The 19287-nt window shown below is 72.7% G+C and carries 16 protein-coding genes; 13 read left to right on the forward strand and 3 right to left on the reverse strand.

All coding sequences use genetic code 11. From position 1 onward, the window contains the following. Positions 1–260 precede the first annotated feature (260 nt). A complete protein-coding gene (gene ileS, locus GA0074696_RS09465; RefSeq protein WP_088960740.1) occupies positions 261–3407 on the forward strand; it encodes an isoleucine--tRNA ligase in 3147 nt (1048 codons plus the stop codon). Positions 3408–3578: 171 nt separating this feature from the next. Next, positions 3579–4277: a lysophospholipid acyltransferase family protein gene (locus GA0074696_RS09470; RefSeq protein ID WP_088960741.1), complete on the forward strand. Its 699-nt coding sequence runs from the start codon at positions 3579–3581 to the stop codon at positions 4275–4277. Between the two features lie 54 nt (positions 4278–4331). On the opposite strand, the gene GA0074696_RS31710 is transcribed toward GA0074696_RS09470, so the two are convergent. Continuing rightward, positions 4332–5981 carry a hypothetical protein gene (locus GA0074696_RS31710; protein WP_088960742.1) on the reverse strand — a complete coding sequence of 550 codons (1650 nt, stop codon included), beginning with the start codon at positions 5979–5981 and terminating at the stop codon, positions 4332–4334. Positions 5982–6333: 352 nt separating this feature from the next. Here GA0074696_RS31710 and GA0074696_RS09480 point away from each other — a divergent pair, with 352 nt between their 5' ends. The 8 genes from GA0074696_RS09480 to GA0074696_RS09515 all read left to right on the forward strand — a co-directional run bounded on the left by GA0074696_RS09480 (position 6334) and on the right by GA0074696_RS09515 (position 15864). Then, the gene (locus GA0074696_RS09480; RefSeq protein ID WP_088964463.1) at positions 6334–8319 is read left to right on the forward strand and encodes a TIGR03960 family B12-binding radical SAM protein; all 1986 of its coding nucleotides are present in this window, start codon (positions 6334–6336) and stop codon (positions 8317–8319) included. A gap of 184 nt (positions 8320–8503) precedes the next feature. Further along, positions 8504–9223: a TIGR03936 family radical SAM-associated protein gene (locus GA0074696_RS09485; RefSeq protein ID WP_088960743.1), complete on the forward strand. Its 720-nt coding sequence runs from the start codon at positions 8504–8506 to the stop codon at positions 9221–9223. Between the two features lie 132 nt (positions 9224–9355). Then, on the forward strand, positions 9356–12400 hold the full coding sequence (locus tag GA0074696_RS09490) for an Rne/Rng family ribonuclease (protein WP_088960744.1): 3045 nt from the start codon (positions 9356–9358) through the stop codon (positions 12398–12400). Between the two features lie 120 nt (positions 12401–12520). Beyond that, positions 12521–13021 (forward strand): hypothetical protein, encoded by a 501-nt coding sequence (locus tag GA0074696_RS09495; RefSeq protein ID WP_088960745.1) that lies wholly within the window; start codon positions 12521–12523, stop codon positions 13019–13021. Positions 13022–13188: 167 nt separating this feature from the next. Next, entirely contained in the window at positions 13189–13503 is a 315-nt protein-coding gene (gene rplU, locus GA0074696_RS09500; protein WP_088960746.1) for a 50S ribosomal protein L21, read from the forward strand. 11 nt (positions 13504–13514) lie between these two features. Continuing rightward, positions 13515–13769, forward strand: a complete 255-nt coding sequence (rpmA, locus tag GA0074696_RS09505; RefSeq protein ID WP_088960747.1) for a 50S ribosomal protein L27 — start codon at positions 13515–13517, stop codon at positions 13767–13769. A 90-nt stretch (positions 13770–13859) separates the two neighbouring features. After that, on the forward strand, positions 13860–15344 hold the full coding sequence (obgE, locus tag GA0074696_RS09510) for a GTPase ObgE (RefSeq protein ID WP_088960748.1): 1485 nt from the start codon (positions 13860–13862) through the stop codon (positions 15342–15344). A gap of 70 nt (positions 15345–15414) precedes the next feature. After that, complete coding sequence (locus GA0074696_RS09515; RefSeq protein WP_088960749.1) at positions 15415–15864, forward strand: GNAT family N-acetyltransferase; 450 nt, start codon at positions 15415–15417, stop codon at positions 15862–15864. A gap of 7 nt (positions 15865–15871) precedes the next feature. Here GA0074696_RS09515 and GA0074696_RS09520 read toward each other — a convergent pair whose 3' ends face one another. Both GA0074696_RS09520 and GA0074696_RS09525 read right to left on the reverse strand, forming a co-directional pair. After that, positions 15872–16531, reverse strand: coding sequence for a DUF6766 family protein (locus tag GA0074696_RS09520; RefSeq protein WP_088960750.1), 660 nt, complete (start codon positions 16529–16531; stop codon positions 15872–15874). Between the two features lie 90 nt (positions 16532–16621). Beyond that, entirely contained in the window at positions 16622–17104 is a 483-nt protein-coding gene (locus GA0074696_RS09525; protein WP_088960751.1) for a DUF4383 domain-containing protein, read from the reverse strand. Between the two features lie 196 nt (positions 17105–17300). Between GA0074696_RS09525 and GA0074696_RS09530 the strand changes: the two genes are divergently transcribed. Genes GA0074696_RS09530 through GA0074696_RS09540 form a run of 3 tightly spaced genes read left to right on the forward strand, consistent with a single transcriptional unit; the run spans position 17301 to position 19256 of the window. After that, positions 17301–18080: a hypothetical protein gene (locus GA0074696_RS09530; protein ID WP_088960752.1), complete on the forward strand. Its 780-nt coding sequence runs from the start codon at positions 17301–17303 to the stop codon at positions 18078–18080. Between the two features lie 31 nt (positions 18081–18111). After that, positions 18112–18576, forward strand: coding sequence for a phage holin family protein (locus GA0074696_RS09535; protein WP_088960753.1), 465 nt, complete (start codon positions 18112–18114; stop codon positions 18574–18576). Next, positions 18573–19256, forward strand: a complete 684-nt coding sequence (locus GA0074696_RS09540; protein WP_088960754.1) for a DUF3618 domain-containing protein — start codon at positions 18573–18575, stop codon at positions 19254–19256. The genes GA0074696_RS09535 and GA0074696_RS09540 overlap by 4 nt, the downstream gene beginning before the upstream one ends. Positions 19257–19287: the final 31 nt, after the last annotated feature.

Raw genomic sequence — 19287 nt, forward strand, 5'->3', positions numbered from 1 at the left:
ACGCCGATCGAGTAGGCTTGGCGACCGTAAGGCGATGACCCGGCCATCACCGGCGAGCCTCCGGAAGAACAGCCGGGTGACCGGCCCAGTAGAACCGGACGGGTCCGGCCCGTCACAGCCGGCCAACGAGCGGGCGGTCGCACCTCGACCGCCAAGCGGGGTGGTACCGCGGGCTGCTCGGGCACGCCGTCGAGGCGTACCCGGAAGGCTCGTCCTCGCAGACCACAGATGAGTGAGCTGCGCGAGGAGAGCGACCCCCGATGGCCTATCCGATGCACGACCCGACCGCCGCCGGTGTCCCGGCGAGCCCGGACCTGCCCGCGGTCGAGCGCCGGGTCCTGGAGCACTGGACGGCCGACAAGACCTTCGAGGCGTCCGTCGAGGCCCGCCCGGCCGGTACCGACGGCAAGAACGAGTACGTCTTCTACGACGGCCCGCCGTTCGCCAACGGCCTGCCGCACTACGGCCACCTGTTCACCGGGTACGTCAAGGACGTGGTGCCGCGCTACCAGACCATGCGCGGCCGGCACGTCGAGCGGCGCTTCGGCTGGGACTGCCACGGCCTGCCCGCCGAGGTGGTGGCCGAGAAGCAGCTCGGCATCACCAGCAAGGCGGAGATCCTCGACCTCGGCGTGGCCCGGTTCAACGAGGCCTGCCGTACCTCGGTGCTGGAGTTCACCCAGGACTGGGAGCGGTACGTCACCCGGCAGGCCCGCTGGGTCGACTTCGCCAACGACTACAAGACCCTCGACCTGGACTACATGGAAAGCGTCATGTGGGCCTTCAAGACCCTGCACGACAAGGGTCTGGTCTACGAGGGTTTCCGGGTGCTGGCGTACTGCTGGCGCTGCGAGACGCCGCTGTCGAACACCGAGACCCGGATGGACGACGTCTACCGGGACCGGCACGACCCGACCCTCTCGGTCTGGTTCGGGCTGACCCCGGACGAGTCGGCCCCCGAGCTGGTGCGTGGGCCGGTCCGGCTCGGTGTCTGGACAACCACGCCGTGGACCCTGCCGTCCAACCTGGCGCTCGCCGTCGGCCCGGACATCGAGTACGCGGTGCTGGAGCGCGACGGGGACCGCTACGTCGTGGGCGCCGCGCGGCTGGCCGCGTACGCCAAGGAGCTGGAGGGCTACCAGCAGGTCGGCACGGTCCACGGCCGGGACCTGGTCGGGCGCCGGTACGTCCCGCTCTACGACTTCCTGGTCGAGCAGGCCGGGGAGAACGCGTACCAGGTGCTCGGGGCGGACTTCGTCACCACCGAGGACGGCACCGGGATCGTCCACCTGGCCCCCGCCTTCGGTGAGGACGACCAGAACGTCTGCAACGCCGCCGGCATCCCGACCGTCGTCACCGTGGACGACCACACCCGGTTCACCGCGCTGGTGCCGCCGTACCAGGGTGAGCAGGTCTTCGACGTCAACAAGCCGGTGATCCGCGAACTCAAGGAGCGGGGGGTGGTGCTCAAGCAGGACACCTACACCCACTCGTACCCGCACTGCTGGCGCTGCGACACCCCGCTGGTCTACAAGGCGGTGTCGTCGTGGTTCGTCGCGGTGACCACGTTCAAGGACCGGATGGTCGAGCTCAACCAGCAGATCAACTGGACGCCGGGGCACATCAAGGACGGCTCGTTCGGCAAATGGCTGGCCAACGCCCGCGACTGGTCGATCAGCCGGAACCGGTTCTGGGGCTCGCCGATCCCGGCGTGGAAGTCCGACGACCCGAACTACCCGCGGTTGGACGTGTACGGCTCGCTGGCCGACATCGAGCGGGACTTCGGCGTACGCCTGACCGACCTGCACCGGCCGGCGGTGGACGAGCTGGTCCGCCCGAACCCGGACGACCCGACCGGCAAGTCCATGATGCGCCGGGTGCCGGAGGTGCTGGACTGCTGGTTCGAGTCCGGCTCGATGCCGTTCGCCCAGGTGCACTACCCGTTCGAGAACGCGGACTGGTTCGAGCACCACTACCCGGGCGACTTCATCGTCGAGTACATCGGGCAGACCCGCGGCTGGTTCTACACCATGCACGTGCTGGCCACCGCGCTGTTCGACCGGCCGGCGTTCCGCAACTGCCTCAGCCACGGCATCCTGCTCGGCTCGGACGGGCGCAAGATGTCCAAGAGCCTGCGCAACTACCCGGACGTCTACCACGTCTTCGACGCGTACGGCTCGGACGCGATGCGCTGGATGCTGATGTCCTCGCCGGTGCTGCGCGGCGGTGACATGGCGGTCACCGAGGCGGGCATCCGGGACGCCGTCCGGCAGGTGCTGCTGCCGCTGTGGAACGTCTGGTACTTCTTCTCGCTCTACGCCAACGCCGACGGCTACACGGCGAAGCGGCGGGTGGATTCCACCCACCTGCTCGACCGGTACGTGCTGGCGAAGACGAACGAGCTGGTCGAGACGGTCCAGGGACAGATGGAGGCGTACGACATCTCCGGCGCCTGCGCCACCGTCCGGTCCTACCTCGACGCGCTGACCAACTGGTACGTGCGTCGTTCCCGGGACCGGTTCTGGTCGGGCGACGCCGACGCGTTCGACACCCTGTGGACGGTGCTGGAGACGCTCTGCCGGGTGGTGGCGCCGCTGGCGCCGCTGACCGCCGAGGAGATCTGGCGCGGCCTCACCGGCGAGCGGTCGGTGCACCTGACCGACTGGCCGTCGGCGCAGGAGTTCCCGACCGACCACGAGCTGGTGTCCGCGATGGACAACGTGCGCGCGGTCGCCTCGGCGGCGCTGTCGCTGCGCAAGGCCAAGGGCCTGCGGGTGCGGCTGCCGCTGTCGAAGCTGACCGTGGCCTCCCCGGTCGCGGAGCAGCTGCGGCCCTTCGCCGACCTGGTCGCCGACGAGGTCAACGTGAAGGAGGTCGTCTTCTCCGACGAGGTGTCCGCATACTGCCAGCAGGTGCTGACGGTGGTGCCGCGCGCGCTCGGCCCCCGGGTCGGCAAGGCGGTGCAGCAGGTGATCAAGGCGGTCAAGGCGGGGGAGTGGGAGCTGGTCGACGGCTCCCCGGTCGCCGCCGGCGTCACCCTGGCCGAGGGCGAGTACGAGCTGCGGCTGGTCGCCGCCGACGCCGAGCATTCCGCGCCGCTGCCCGGCGGCGAGGGCGTGGTCGTGCTGGACACCGAGGTCACCCCGGAGTTGGCCGCCGAGGGCCTGGCCCGGGACGTGGTCCGGGTCGTGCAGCAGGCCCGCCGGGACGCCGACCTGGACGTCTCGGACCGGATCGTGGTGTCGGTGTCGGCCTCCGAGGAGGTGCGCGCGGCGGTGTCGGCGTACACCGACTTCGTGGCCCGGGAGGTGCTGGCCGACACGGTCGACTTCGCCGAGGGCGTCGACGGCTTCGCCGGCGAGGTCGGCGAGGGCGAGCGGGTGACGGTGGCCGTCCGCCGGGTATGAGGTAGTGCGGCGGCGGCGGTCCGGCGGTGTTCCGCCGGGCCGCCGCCACCGGCTCCGTCCGAGCCCCGACACGCCCGCTCACCAGCCGGCCGGCCCGCCACCCGGGTGGGATCCCGTGGACCCGTCCGCTACCGTGACACCGCCTGTTCACGTACGACCGCCGGAGGACCAGTGCCCCTGCTCTACACCATCGGCAAGCTCACCGTGGCGCCCGCGCTCCGGCTGGCCTTCCGTCCGACCGTGGAGGGGTTGGAGCACATCCCGGAAACCGGTGGTGCGATCTTCGCGGGCAACCACCTCTCGGTCGCCGACGAGCTCTTCCTCGGCACCGTGGTCCCGCGGCACCTGGCCTTCTGGGCCAAGTCGGAGTACTTCAAGGGCACCGGGCCCAAGGGCGCCTTCTCCAAGTTCGTGCTCACCGGCCTGGGCGCCATCCCGGTCGAGCGGGCCGGCGGCCGGGCGGCGCTGACGGCGTTCGACGCCGCCATCCCCGCCTTGCAGGGTGGCGACCTGGTCGCGGTCTATCCGGAGGGGACCCGCTCCCCCGACGGGCGGCTCTACCGGGGGCGTACCGGCACGGTCCGGCTGGCGGTGGCGGCCGGCGTGCCGATCATCCCGGTCGGCATGATCGGCACGGACAAGGCCCAGCCGATCGGCGCCCGGGTGCCCCGGCCCGGCCGCGCGAAGATCACCGTACGGTTCGGCAAGCCGCTGGACTTCACCGGCCGGTCCGACGACCGGACCTCGCTGCGGGCGATGACCGACGAGCTGATGGCCGAGATCCAGAAGCTCACCGGCCAGGAGTACGTGCCGCGCTACGCCCCGCCGCGCGCCCACCCGCCGCTGGCGGGGGAGCCCGGCGCCGTCTGACGCCGAGGCGCCTGCGCGGGCGCTGCTCGGCTGGTGCCAGTTCCTCGGCGAATCTCAGGGCTGCGCCGGCGCCGGCGTGACGATCTGTTCCCGCAGGGTGTCCAGCAGGCGGGCGCTGTCGTCGACGGAGAGCCGGGTGAAGACCGCGGTGGTGATGCTGCCGTAGTCGGCCGAGGTGCAGACCACCACGTCGGTGCCGTCCGACCGGCCGGTGGCGCACCGCTCGTACCGGCCGCGCACACCGGTCTCGACCGCCTGCGGGGCGTCGAGCCGGTAGGTCTCGGCGAGCCGGGTCATCTCGTCGTCCGCGTCGGACTCCGGGTTGAACCGGAAGCCGGTGCCGCCGAACACGGTGATCCGCTTGCCGTCGCCGGTGCCGTAGACCCCGGCGAAGACATCCTCGGAGAGCAGGTTCGCCGCGCGTACCTCGGCCTTGAGCCGCTTGGCGGTGGCCTGGCTGCCGGCGTCCTGCCGCAGCGTCAGGTCGGCCACCTGGCCGGGGAGCGCGGCGTCGGCCGGGTACTGCTCCCACATCGGCTTGCCGAACCAGGCCGGGCAGCCGCAGCAGCAGACCAGGCTCAGCAGCAGCACCCAGGGCCAGCGCCGGCGACGCCGGACCGGCACCGGGACGTACCCGCGGGGCGCCTCCCACCCCGGTGGCGGGGTGACCGCCTTCGGCCGGCGACCCCGGCGCTGCTTCGGCGGCGCGGGAGGGGGCGGCGGTGCCGGCCGGGGCGGGGCGACCGGCGGCGGCGACACCGGGTGCGCGGCGGGCGGCGGATACGGGTGGGACGGCGGCGGCGCGGCCTCGTAGGGCCGGGTGGCCGGGGGCGCTGCCTCGTAGGGCCGGGTGACCGGCGGCGCGGGGTAGGGCAGGGTCGGCGGGAGCACGGGGAGGTGGTGGTGCTCCAGCTCCCAGGAGCCGGTGTCCGCGCCCGCCCACGGGTCCACCGGGGTGCGGTGTTCGGGCAGCTCGACCGGGGTGGGCGGGACGGGCGTGGGCTCCGCCGACTCGCCCCAGCCGCGGCGGCGCGGCGGCGGGGGCGGGACCGCCGCGGAACCGGTCCAGCGCGGCGCGGGCGGCTCCGGCTCGACCCGGGTCGGCTCGGGGGTGGCGGGCGCAGTGGTGTCGACCCGGGTGGGCTCCGGGGTGGCGGGAGCGCGAGTGTCGACCCGGGTGGGGTGCGGGGTGGCGGTCGGCTGACCGGCGTCGGCTCGGGTGGGGTGCGGGGCCTCGGGCGCGCCGGTGTCGACCCGGGTGGGCTCCGCTGCGCCGGGCGCGCGGGCGTCGACCCCGGCGGGCGCTGCGGTGTCGATCCGGGTGGATGGAGGTGCATCGTCTGTCGGGGCGGCCTCGACCGGGGCCGAGTCCGCCCCGTCGGTCGCCCGGCCCTCGGCGGGTGGGGCGGGTGAGGTCGGCGCGGTGGGCTCGTCCGGGGACGTGGTGGCCGGCTCGGCCGCCGTCCGCTCCGGGTCGTCCGGGGACGTGGTGGCCGGCTCGGCCGCCGTCCGCTCCGGGTCGCCCGGGGCGGTGGCCGGGTCGGCGGGCAGCTCGCGGGTGCCCTCCGGGCCCGTGCGGGGCCCGGCGTCGGCGGGTACGGGCGAGGGGGTCGGCTCCTCGGCGACGGCCGGCTCCCGGCCGACGTCGGTGACCGGGGGGCTCCCGTCGGCCGGCCGGTCCGCCCCCGGCTGCGGCTGCGGCATCGCGGCAATCTCCTCTCGCGCCGGTTGCGAGGTTAGTACCGGCATGCCACCAGCGACGAACTCGTCCACCGTCGGTCGCCCTCGGGCGACGCCGGGTGAGGGTGCCGTAACGGGTCAAATCGAGCCGGGCGCTCCGGCGGGGTAGCGGCGGGCTTCAAGATCGGGTCGCATTTTCCGAGTCTCGGGGCGGCGTGTCATCTCGGAGAATGCGACTGGATCATGGGGATCGGGCCGTGGTGGCGGACGGGATGGCGGGGGGTGTTCGAGTGGGCGGGGTGGGGAGTGCGCTTTTGTGGGGGTGGTGGACGGTGCGGCGCGGTGGGCGGCCGACGGGCGCGTACCCTTGGGCATCATGAGTGCCCCGTCCACGACGCCGCGCCCCGCCGCGGCCAATTCCGTCTGGCCCCAGCTGGAGCCGCTGCTGCCCCAGGTGACCAAGCCCATCCAGTACGTCGGTGGCGAGTTGGGCGCGGTGGTCAAGGACTGGGACGCGGCCACCGTGCGCTGGGCGCTGATGTATCCCGACGCGTACGAGGTCGGCCTGCCCAACCAGGGCGTGCAGATCCTCTACGAGGTGCTCAACGAGCTGCCCGACGTGCTCGCCGAGCGCACCTACGCGGTCTGGCCGGACCTGGAGAAGCTGATGCGCGCCCACGGCGTGCCGCAGTTCACGGTCGACGCGCACCGCTCGGTGCGCGACTTCGACGTGTTCGGCGTCTCGTTCTCCACCGAGCTGGGCTACACCAACCTGCTCACCGCGATCGACCTGGCCGGCATCCCGCTGCTCGCCGCCGACCGCACCGACGCCGACCCGGTGATCCTGGCCGGCGGGCACGCCGCGTTCAACCCGGAGCCGATCGCCGACTTCGTCGACGCCGCCGTGCTGGGCGACGGCGAGGAAGCGGTCCTGGAGATCACCACGATCGTCCGGCAGTGGAAGGCCGAGGGCTCCCCGGGCGGCCGCGACGAGCTGCTGCTGCGGCTGGCCCGCACCGAGAGCGTCTACGTGCCGCGCTTCTACGACGTGGACTACCTGCCCGACGGCCGGATCCAGCGGGTCGTGCCGAACCGGGCGGACGTGCCGTTCCGGGTGCACAAGCGTACGACGATGGACCTGGACGCCTGGCCGTACCCGAAGAAGCCCCTCGTGCCGCTCGCCGAGACCGTGCACGAGCGGTACGCGGTGGAGATCTTCCGGGGTTGCACCCGGGGCTGCCGGTTCTGCCAGGCCGGCATGATCACCCGCCCGGTGCGGGAGCGCTCGATCACCACCGTCGGCCAGATGGTCCGCGACGGCCTGGAGTTCTCCGGCTTCCACGAGGTGGGCCTGCTGTCGCTCTCCTCCGCCGACCACTCCGAGATCGGCGACATGTGCTCCGGCCTCGCCCAGCAGTACGAGGGCACCAACGTGTCCCTGTCGCTGCCGTCGACCCGGGTGGACGCGTTCAACATCGACCTGGCCCAGGAGCTGTCCCGCAACGGCCGGCGTACGGGCCTGACCTTCGCCCCGGAGGGCGGGTCGGAGCGGATCCGCAAGGTCATCAACAAGATGGTGTCGAAGGAAGACCTGATCCGCACCGTCGTCACCGCGTACACCAACGGCTGGCGGCAGGTGAAGCTGTACTTCATGTGCGGCCTGCCCACCGAGACCGACGACGACGTCCTTGAGATCGCCGACATGGCGCACGAGGTCATCAAGGCCGGCCGGGCCGCCACCGGTTCCAAGGACATCCGCTGCACCGTCTCCATCGGCGGCTTCGTGCCGAAGCCGCACACCCCGTTCCAGTGGGCCCCGATGGAGCGCCCGGAGGTCATCGACCACCGACTCAAGATCCTCAAGCAGGCGATCAACTCGGATCGCTCGCTGGGCCGGGCGATCGGCTACCGCTACCACGACGGCGAGCCGTCGCTGATCGAGGGCCTGCTCAGCCGCGGTGACCGCCGGGTCGGCGCGGTGATCCGCAAGGTCTGGGAGAACGGCGGCCGGTTCGACGGCTGGAGCGAGCACTTCTCGTACCAGCGTTGGGTGGACGCCGCCGCCGAGGCGCTGCCGGCCTTCGGCGTGGATCTCGACTGGTACACCACCCGGGAGCGCGACGAGCTGGAGGTCCTGCCCTGGGACCACCTCGACTCGGGCCTGGACAAGGACTGGCTCTGGCAGGACTGGCAGGACTCGCTGTCCGAGTACGAGCAGGACGACTGCCGCTGGACCCCGTGCTTCGACTGCGGCGTCTGCCCGTCGATGGACACCGAGATCCAGATCGGCCCCACCGGCCGCAAGCTGCTCCCGCTCACCCCGGTCAACGGCCTGAAGGTCCCCACCGGCGCCCAGCAGTGACCGTTCTCGGGGCGGGTGCGCGGCGCGTGGGCGCGCCACCCGCCCCGCCCCGGCGATCATGAAGTTATTGTCACCGGCATCCGTGGCACCTTCATGACCGGCCGGTCCTGACACGAGGAGCACGACGATCAGTAGGAAACCACAGCCGGAGGGCGGGCAGGCGCCGGTCGTCCAGCGCATCCGGATCCGGTACGCCAAGCGCGGCCCGCTCCGGTTCACCTCGCACCGGGACTTCGCCCGGGCCTTCGAGCGCGCACTGCGCCGGGCCGGCGTCCCGATCGCCTTCTCCCAGGGCTTCACCCCGCACCCCAAGATCTCCTACGCCAGCGCGGCCCCCACCGGTGTCGCCAGCGAGGCGGAGTACCTCGAGATCGGCCTGCGTGAGCCGGTCGACCCGGAGCAGCTGCGCGCCGCGCTGGACGCCGCGCTCTCGCCGGGGCTGGACGTGCTCGACGCGGTGATCGCCGCGAGCGGCAGCCTGGCCGACCGGATCGAGGCCTCGCACTGGCGCATCGAGCTGCCCGAGGTCGAGCCGGCCGTACTGGAGGCGGCCGTCGCCGCCTTCACCGCCGCCGACGAGATCCAGGTCGAGCGGATGACCAAGCAGGGCCGGCGCACCTTCGACGCCCGGGCCGCCGTCATGCGTATCGATGTGGTGCCGCCCGCGGAGACGCCTTCCGGGGTACCGGACTCCTCGTGTGCGATACTCGAACTGGTCGTGCGGCAGGTCACCCCGTCCGTACGGCCCGATGACGTCCTTTCCGGCCTCCGCGTGGTGGCCGACCTGGTGCCGCCGGTATCGCCGAGGGTGATCCGGCTGGCGCAGGGCACGCTGACCGCGCAGGGTGCGATCGTGGATCCGTTGGACGCGGACCGCGACGGGGCAACCATCGGTGAGCACTGACCGACGGTCGGTGCTCTAGGCAGGCAGACTTCGGCGGTCGCGCACCTCGCGCGCCCGGCGGAAACACTTTTGCGGCAACCCTGCGTGGCAGCGCTCACCCGCGCCCGGGGCGGCCAGAACTGGAGAACGTCCATGCTCGAGAACGAGCCCGAGGGCGGCGAACGGACCGGCGCACAGCCGGCCGGGCAGACCGCCGACGCCACCGACAGCACCAGCGCCGAGGGTGCCGCCACCGACAGCGCCGCCGAGGGCGCGCCGAAGCGCCGGCGCACCACCCGGCGCAAGGCGGCCCCGCTGAACCAGCCGGAGCAGGTCGAGGCGCCCGCCGAGGCGTCGGCGGCCGCCGCCTCCGCCACCGACGAGGCGCACCAGGGCGAGGTGCTGGCCCCGATCGCCGGTGAACTGGACACCCCGCCCAAGACCACCCGTCGCCGGCGCAAGGCGACGCCCGCCAAGGCCGCCGAGGAGCCGGAGGTGGCCACCGGCGCCGAAGAGCACGCGGCGGAGGTCGTCCCGCCGGTGAAGGTCACCCGTACCCGGCGCAAGAAGGCCGCCGCCCCGGCGGCCGCCGAGCCGGCCGCCGAGATCCCCGCCGCGCCGGCCGTGGAGGCCGCCGCGCCGGTGGTCGAGCCGGTCGAGGAGGAGGAGCCCGCCGTCGAGGCGGCGGCGCCCACCGAGCCCACCGCGGTCGACGAGGCCGAGGCCGCCGAGGCCGCCACCGAGGAGGCCCGGCCGGGTGCCCCCGAGCCGGCCGTCGCCGTCTCCGGCGCCGAGAGTCGGGCCGGCGAGGTCCCGCCCGGTGTCGCGGTGCCCGGCGGCGAGCCGGCGGAGGCCGCGCGGGAGCCGCGTACCCGTCGTCGGCGGGCCGCGCTATCCGCGCCCACCGTGCTGTTCATGGCCCCGCTGCCCGAGGAGCTGCCGGCCGTCCGCGTGGTCGAGCCCGGCCCGGCGGCGGCCGAGGAGGCCGTCGAGGAGCCGGCCGAGACCGGTCGCCGGCGTCGCCGCGGTCGCCGCGAGGTCGAGCCGGTCGAGGTGCTCGAGGTCGAGGAGGAGCCCACCGGCGAGGCCGAGGAGGCCGTCGAGACCGAGGACGAGGACGAGGACGAGAGCGCGGCGGCCCGCCGGCGCCGTCGTCGTGGTCGCCGGGGCCGCGGTCGCGGCAAGGGCGGCGCCGAGGACAGCGACGAGGAGGAGGCCGAGGAGGCCGCCGAGGCCGAGGCCGAGGCCGAGGGCGGCGAGGCCGAGGAGCCCGAGGAAGAGGAAGGCGAGGGCGACGGGCTGACCCGCCGCCGGCGCCGTCGTCGCCGCCGGGGCGCCGGGGACGTCGAGGGGGTCGCCGAGGACGGCGTGCCCACCGTGGTCAAGATCCGTGAGCCGCGCAAGGCCGTCGACGAGGTGCAGGGCGTCTCCGGCTCGACCCGGCTGGAGGCCAAGCGCCAGCGCCGTCGGGACGGCCGCGAGCAGCGCCGGACCCGGCCGCCGATCCTCAGCGAGTCGGAGTTCCTGGCCCGCCGGGAGGCGGTCGACCGGGTGATGGCGGTACGCCAGCGCGGCGACCGCACCCAGATCGCGGTCCTGGAGGACGGCGTGCTGGTCGAGCACTACGTCACCCGCAACTCCTCCGGCACCATGGCCGGCAACGTCTACCTCGGCAAGGTGCAGAACGTCCTGCCCAGCATGGAGGCGGCGTTCGTCGACATCGGGCGCGGCCGCAACGCCGTGCTGTACGCCGGCGAGGTCAACTGGGACACCACCGGCCTGGAGGGGCGGGCCCGCTCGATCGAGCAGGCGCTGCGCTCCGGCGACTCGGTGCTGGTGCAGGTGACCAAGGATCCGATGGGGCACAAGGGCGCCCGGCTGACCAGCCACATCGCGCTCTCCGGCCGGCACCTGGTCTACGTGCCGAACGGCAACGCCTCCGGCATCAGCCGCAAGCTGCCGGACACCGAGCGCAAGCGGCTGCGGGACGTGCTCAAGAAGCTGGTGCCGGACGGCGCCGGCGTGATCGTCCGGACCGCCGCCGAGGGGGCGAGCGAGGACGAGCTGGCCCGCGACGTCAAGCGGCTCCAGGCCCAGTGGGAGGACATCCAGGCCAAGGCTGCCGAGGGTGGCGCCCCGGTGCTGCTCTACGAGGAGCCGGACCTGGTCATCCGGGTCGTCCGGGACCTGTTCAACGAGGACTTCCGCGACCTGGTCATCGAGGGCGAGCAGTCGTACGAGATGGTCGAGTCGTACCTGTCGCACGTCTCGCCCGACCTGGTCGCCCGGCTGCGCCGGCACGTCGGCACCACCGACATCTTCGCCGAGTACCGGATCGACGAGCAGATCATCAAGGGGCTGGACCGGAAGGTCTTCCTCCCCTCCGGCGGGTCGCTGGTCATCGACCGCACCGAGGCGATGACCGTCATCGACGTCAACACCGGCAAGTACACCGGCTCCGGGGGCAACCTGGAGGAGACGGTCACCCGCAACAACCTGGAGGCGGCCGAGGAGATCGTGCGCCAGCTCCGGCTGCGCGACATCGGCGGCATCGTGGTGATCGACTTCATCGACATGGTGCTGGAGTCGAACCGCGAGCTGGTGCTGCGCCGGCTGACCGAGTGCCTGGGCCGGGACCGGACCAAGCACCAGGTCACCGAGATCACCTCGCTCGGCCTGGTGCAGATGACCCGCAAGCGGATCGGCGCGGGCCTGCTGGAGGCGTTCAGCGAGACCTGCGAGTGCTGCAAGGGCCGCGGCCTGATCATCCACACCGAGCCGGTGCCGGAGAAGCCGCGTGCCGGCGCCGGCGCGGGGGAGAAGGTCAAGGCGGTCGCCTCCTCGGTGGCCGCCGCCCCGGACACGGAGCCGACCGGCGGGTCGTCGCGGCGGCGCTCGCGCAAGGCCGCCGCCGCGCCGGAGCGCACCGTGGTGGAGACCACCGAGGCCGCCGACGTGGACCGGGTGGCCGAGGCGGAGGCCGAGTACCACGACACGATGGGCTACGACCTGTCCCGGTACGAGGCGGAGACGGCGGCCGCGCCGGCGGTCGCCGACAGCCTGGAGGGCGTGTCGGCCCGGCTGGCCGGGGCGGACGACCCGGACGCGCTGGGCGACACCGAGGAGGAGAGCGGCGAGGGCGGCACCGGCCGGCGCCGGTCCCGCCGCGGCGGTCCCCGTCGGCGGACCCGGCCGTGACGGGCTGACCAGCCCGACGTTTCGCGGGGCCCCTCTCGGCGGCGACAGTGCCGGCGGGAGGGGCCCTGTCGCGTACTCCGGCCCCGGCTACGATCGGTCACCCCCGGCTAGGAGAAGACAATGCGCCGCCTGCTCGCCGCCACCCTGGTGACCGCCGTCCTGCTGACCGGCTCCGGCTGCTCCGGCGACCGGTCCGACGAGGCCGCCCCGGCCACCACCGGCCCGTCCGCCGGCCCCTCGACCAGCTCGACCGTGCTGCCGTCCGCCCCGGTCAGCGTCGCCCCGGCGGGAGGCAACGGGCCCCAGGTCTGCGCCGCCGCCGAGCAGGCCTCCTCCGCGGCCGTGCGGACGTACGTCGAGGAACTGGGCAAGATGATCGCCGCGGTCGGCGCGAACGACAGCACCGGGGCGGAGACCGCCCGGAAGCGGGCGGAGTCGGCGCTGACCAGCTGGCGGTCGGCGCTGCAGGAGCAGTCCGCCCGGGCCACCGACCCGCAGTTGAAGACCCTGCTCACCGACCTGGCCACCGAGATCGGCACGCTCGGCGCCGACGTCGAGTCGATCGACGAGACCGAGCTCGACCGCCTCCAGCAGCGCCTCGACCAGCTCTGCGGGCGCTGACCGGCGGGCCCGGTTTGGGTGTCACCCGGTCCATGGCGTACGCTTGCCTGCGGCGCACTTTGGTGTGCCGAGTTCCCGCGTGCCCGCGCCGCCGGTGTCACTGCTACCCGGCGAGTCGCCGTGGGAACGACCAGCCAGCAGCCTCAACGACAGGGAGTCCGCCTCCGATGTACGCGATCGTCAAGACCGGCGGCAAGCAGTACAAGGTCGCCGAGGGCGACGTGATCGAGGTCGAGAAGCTCGCCGGTGCCCCCGGCGACGCGGTGAAGCTCACCGCGGTGCTCCTCGTCGACGGTGACGACCTGGTGACCGACGCGGCGAAGCTTGCCTCGGTCGCAGTGTCCGGCGAGATCGCCGCGCACACCAAGGGCCCGAAGATCCGGATCCACAAGTTCAAGAACAAGACCGGCTACCACAAGCGCCAGGGTCACCGCCAGCCGCTGACCCAGGTCAAGGTGACCGGCATCTCCAGCGGGAAGTAGGTCGTCCTCCAATGGCTCACAAAAAGGGTGCGTCCAGCTCGCGTAACGGTCGTGACTCCGCGGCCCAGCGACTCGGCGTGAAGCGCTTCGGTGGTCAGGTTGTCAGCGCGGGTGAGATCCTCATCCGTCAGCGTGGCACCAAGTTCCACCCCGGTGACCTGGTCGGCCGCGGCGGAGACGACACGCTCTTCGCGCTGTCCGCCGGTGCGGTCCAGTTCGGCACCAAGCGTGGTCGCAAGACCGTCAGCATCGTGCCGCAGCAGTAATACGCAGGCGTTGCGGGCCGTGGACCTCGGGTCCCGGCCCGCTTCGTCTTTTCGCACGCGGGGGCGTACCCCGCTGGAAGGATTGGCGTCGTGACGACGTTCGTTGACCGGGTCGTCCTGCACATGCAGGCCGGCGACGGCGGGCACGGCTGTGCCTCGATCCACCGGGAGAAGTTCAAGCCGTTCGGCGGCCCGGACGGGGGCAACGGCGGGCACGGCGGCAGCGTGTCGCTGGTGGTCGACCCGCAGGTGACCACGCTGCTCGACTTCCACTTCCGCCCGCACCTGAAGGCCGAGAACGGCAAGGGCGGGGCCGGATCGAACCGCGACGGCGCCAACGGCCACGACCTGGTGATCAAGGTGCCGAACGGCACCGTGGTGCAGACCCTCGACGGCGAGGTGCTGGCCGACCTGGTCGGCGTGGGCACCACCTTCGAGGCGGCGCGGGGCGGTCGCGGCGGTCGCGGCAACGCGTCGCTGGCCAACGCCCGGCGCAAGGCTCCCGGCTTCGCCGAGCTGGGCGAGCCGGGCGACCGGCTCGACGTGGTGCTGGAGCTCAAGAGCGTCGCCGACGTCGGCCTGGTGGGCTTCCCGTCCGCCGGCAAGTCGTCGCTGATCGCGGTGATCTCCGCCGCCAAGCCGAAGATCGCCGACTACCCGTTCACCACGCTGGTGCCCAACCTGGGCGTGGTCCGGGTCGACAACCACACCTTCACCGTCGCCGACGTGCCGGGCCTGATCCCGGGCGCGGCCACCGGCCGGGGGCTGGGGCTGGAGTTCCTCCGCCACGTCGAGCGCTGCGCCGTGCTGGTGCACGTGGTCGACACCGCGACGCTGGAGCCGGGCCGCGACCCGCTGGCCGACATCGACGCCATCGAGGCCGAGCTCACCCAGTACGGCGGCCTCACCGACCGGCCGCGGCTGGTCGCCCTCAACAAGATCGACGTACCGGACGGGCGGGATCTCGCCGAGATCGTCCGGCCGGACCTGGAGGCGCGCGGCTTCCGGGTGTTCGAGGTCTCCACGGCCACCCGCGAGGGGCTCAAGGAGCTGATGTTCGCGATGGCCGAGGTGGTCGAGCAGAGCCGCCAGGCGGCTCCGCCGGCCGAGCCGACCCGCATCGTCATCCGCCCGAAGGCGGTCGACGACGCCGGCTTCACCATCGACGTGGAGGAGGACGGCTCCTTCACGGTGCGCGGTGTCCGGCCCGAACGCTGGGTCCGGCAGACGAACTTCGACAACGACGAGGCGATCGGCTTCCTCGCCGACCGGCTCGCCCGCCTCGGCGTCGAGGAGAAGCTCGCCAAGGTCGGCGCCAAGCCGGGCGACCTGGTGCGCATCGGCGAGCGGGAGTTCGACTGGCAGCCCACCCTCTACGCCGGCGTCGACTTCGTGCCCGGCAACCGGGGCACGGACGTGCGGCTGGAGGAGAAGTCGACCCGGGCCTCGGCCGCGGAGCGGCTGGCCGCCCGTAAGGCGCGCCGGCAGCGCCCCGCCGACGAGCTGGCGGCCGGCGGACTGGACGCGGACCTCTCCGACGACCTGGACGACCTGGACGACGACGACCTCGACTAGCTCGGTCATGTCCGGGTCCGGGTCGTTCGCCGGAAACCTCGGTGAAATCGACCCGGCATAGCGTGGTCGGATGCTGATCGAGTCCCGTCCTTCCACCGACCCGGAGATCGACGCCCTCGTCGTCGCCCAGCAGCGTGAGCTGCGCGAGGCCGACGGCGGACTGGACGGGCAGGCCACCGTCACGCACGACGACATCCGCTACCTCGCGGTGGTCGTCGACGGCCGGGCGGTGGCCTGCGGCGGGATCCAGTCGCTGGACGCCACCACCGGGGAACTCAAGCGGATGTACGTCCGTCCCGCGTACCGGGGCGGGGGTATCGCCCGGCAGCTGCTGACCGCGCTGGAGGAGTTGGCCTTCCAGCGCGGTCACTCGGTGGTCTGCCTGGAGACCGGGGTGTACCTGCCGGCCGCGATCGGGCTCTACACCTCGTGCGAGTACGAGCCGATCCCGGTCTACGGCGAGTACGTCGACAACCCGTACAGCGTCTGCTTCGCCAAGCGCCTGCCGGTCGCCGCCTGAGGGTGGGTCAGGCGCCGGTCTGGGCGTGCTCCACGGTGACCGGCTTCGACTCCGGCGACGCGTGCTGGCGCAGGACGATGCTGAGCAGGATCAGCGCGCCGACGGCCAGGAACTCGCTCTGCCAGTTCTGCATGGACTGGAACCAGAAGTCGCTGGTGCCGAGGAACTGCCAGGCGCTGATCGGGGCGGCACCGCTCTGCAGTGCCTGCTCCTCGTTGTACTGGGCCACGCCGCCGAGCAGGTGGCCGACGAACGAGCCGGCGAAGATCAGCAGCAGGGCCAGCGAGAGGCTGTTGCGGTAGATCAACAGCGGCAGGCCGCCGACCCGGGCGGGCCAGGGTGAGTCCGGCCCGGCCCGGCGCTCGTCGTCCTCCGGGCGGTCGGTCTGGCCCTCCGGCTTCGACTCGGCCGACCCCCGCTGCACCAGGTACGCGGTGAGCAGCACGTAGCCGCCCATCTGGAGGAACTCCGACTCCCAGTTCTCGAAAACGGACTCGGCGAAGTGCCCCGTGCCCAGGTACGCCAGCCAGCTGATCGGCTGGGCCCCGTACTCGGCCAGCTCCTCGTTGTGGGTCTGCCACCCGAAGACGCTCTGCAGCGACAGGAAGACGAAGAAGGCGCCCAGCATGGTGATGCTCAGCGCGTTGTTCCTGATCCACCGCGGCATCGTGACCTCCTCGTCCTGTGCCTGACGCTTCGGTGCCCGGTTCCGGCAAGGATCAAACTCGGACACGCCGGGCGCTCCGGGCGGCGTGCCTCAGGGGCGGTCGATCGGCTTGTCCAGCCGCCCGCCCGTGCCCGCGTCGTTGGAGAGCAGCAGCCCGAGGACGAGCATGCCGAAGCCGAGCCCCAGGTGCAGCCAGTTGTCGGCGCCGTTGAGCGGGAGGAAGTTGGCGGCGGCGTCCCGGTCGAGCAGGAAGCCGTACATCCAGAGGCCCAGGTAGGCGGCACCCCCGCCGACCAGGAACAGCCGGGCGCCGCCGACCCGGCGGGCCAGCACCAGCCCGGCCAGCCCGAAGAGCAGGTGCAGCAGGTTGTGCAGGATCGACACCTGGAACAGACCGAGCAGCTTCGCGAGCGAGTGATGCCCGGCGAAGGTCAGGTCGTCGTACCCGGTGGTGACGCCCGGGACGAAGCCCAGCACCCCGAGCAGCAGGAAGACCACGGCCACCACGAGCGCGACCAGCTGGACCCGGGGTTTCGGCCCGGCCGTGCCACGCCCGCGCACGTCTCGTGCCATCGATGTCACCTCCACGCAGCAGCTGCCGGTCGCAGCCGGACGATCCTCCATTCTGTGACCACCAGGACACGGACCGTAGAGAAATGGCGAATCAGGCATGGACCCGACGACCGGGGGTAGTCAAAGTTTGCGCCGATGTGACGGTCGGCGATCCCCCGAGCGCAGAGCCGCACGAGTGCCGAGCGGAAGGAAAACCATGACTTACGATCTCTCATCCTCGTCCTCCACCTACCAGAGCGAGCAGAGCAACGGCGGTGGCGTCCGCGACCAGGCCCGCCAGGTCGGCGCCGAGGCCGCCAACGCGGGTGGCGCGGTCGCGCAGACCGCCAAGGAGCAGGGTCGCGAGGTGGTCGACGAGACCAGGCGGCAGGCCCGCAACCTCTACGGCGAGGCCCGCAACCAGCTCGCCAGCCAGACCGGCGCGCAGCAGCGCCTGGCGGCCGGCGGGCTCCGTTCGCTGGCCGACGAGATGCGCTCGATGGCGCAGAACGGCGGCGCGGGCGGCCCGGTGACCGAGCTGGCCCACCAGGCGGCCGACCGGGTGCACGGCGTGGCCGGCTGGCTGGAGGAGCGCGAGCCCGGCGACCTGCTCAACGAGGTCAAGACCTACGCCCGCCGCAACCCGGGCACCTTCCTGGTCGGGGCGGCCCTGCTGGGCGTGCTCGCCGGCCGGCTGACCAAGGGCATCACCTCCGCCGGCGACGACCAGACCGGCAGCCACGGCCTGTACGGCGGCGGCTACGCCGACCCGGACCGTACCGCGGTCATCCCGACGCCGCCCGTGCAGCGCGCGGTGCCGAACGGCGGCTACCTCGACCCGACCCCGGGCTACTCCGGCACGGCCTACCCGGACAACGGCGGCACCACCAGCTACGCCGACCCGGCGGGCGGCACCGGTCAGCCGCTGCCCCCGGTGACCCAGACCGACCCGCTGCCGGGCGTGCCGTCCAGCGGCACCGGCACCCCGCGTCCGTGAGCGTACGAGTCATCCGAAGGGAGGCGGCGGCATGAGCATGCCGACGCAGGGGTCCGGACTGGACTCCGATTACCACCCCGCGGGTGCGCCGCACACCGCGGACGAGGTCAGGGGCAGCTCCCTCGGTGAGCTGATGCGTCAGGTCACCACCGACCTGTCCACCCTGATGCGGCAGGAGGTGGAGCTGGCCAAGGCCGAGATCCGCCAGGAGGGGAAGAAGGCGGGCAAGGCCGCCGGTCTCTTCGGCGGCGCCGGCTTCGGCGGCTACATGGTGGCGCTGTTCCTCTCCATCGCGCTGTGGCAGGCCCTGGACAACGTGATGGATTCGGGCCTGGCCGCGCTGATCGTCGCCGCGATCTGGGCGGTCATCGCCGCCGTCCTCTACTCCATGGCAAAGAAGAACGCCGAGCGTGTTCGCGGCCTCAAGCAGACCAACGACAGCGTGCAGCGCATCCCCGACGCGCTGAAGCCCCACCCGGAGGGAGTCACCCGATGAGCACCGATCCCGACCAGATCCGCCGGGAGATCGAGGCGACCCGCAGCAGCCTGAGCTCCGACGTGGACGCGCTGGCGTACAAGGTCAGCCCGGGCCGCATCGTCGACGACCGTAAGCAGCGGGTACGCAGCGCGCTGCAGAATGTGAGGGAAAAGGTTATGGGTAGCGCATCCGACCTCGGCCACAGCACCGGCCACGCCGCCCACTCGGTCGGCGACCGTACCTCCTCGGCGGCCTCCACCGTCAGCGACAAGGCCCACTCCGCCGCCTCGACCGTCGGCGACAAGGCCCACTCGGCCGCCTCGACGGTCGGTGACGCCGCGCAGCGGGCGCCGCAGGTGATCCGGCAGAAGTCCGAGGGCAACCCGGTGGCCGCCGGCCTGATCGCCTTCGGCGTCGGCATGCTGGTGTCCTCGCTGATCCCGGCCACCCGCCGGGAGCAGGAGCTGGCCGCCCAGGTCAAGGAGAAGGCCACCGAGCACAGCGGGGTGGTGAAGGAGAAGCTGGGCGAGGTCGCCAGCGAGGTCAAGGAGGAACTGCGCGAGCCCGCGCAGCGGGCCACCGAGTCGGTGAAGTCCACCGCCCAGGACGCCGTCCACGCCGTCAAGGACGACAGCAGGTCGGCCGCCCAGGACGTCAAGGACCAGGCGCAGCAGTCCCGCGAACAGGTGCGGTACTGACCCGGGGCACCTACGTCGTACACCGCAGCTC

This window comes from Micromonospora purpureochromogenes (assembly GCF_900091515.1).
In the GTDB taxonomy this organism is placed as follows: domain Bacteria; phylum Actinomycetota; class Actinomycetes; order Mycobacteriales; family Micromonosporaceae; genus Micromonospora; species Micromonospora purpureochromogenes.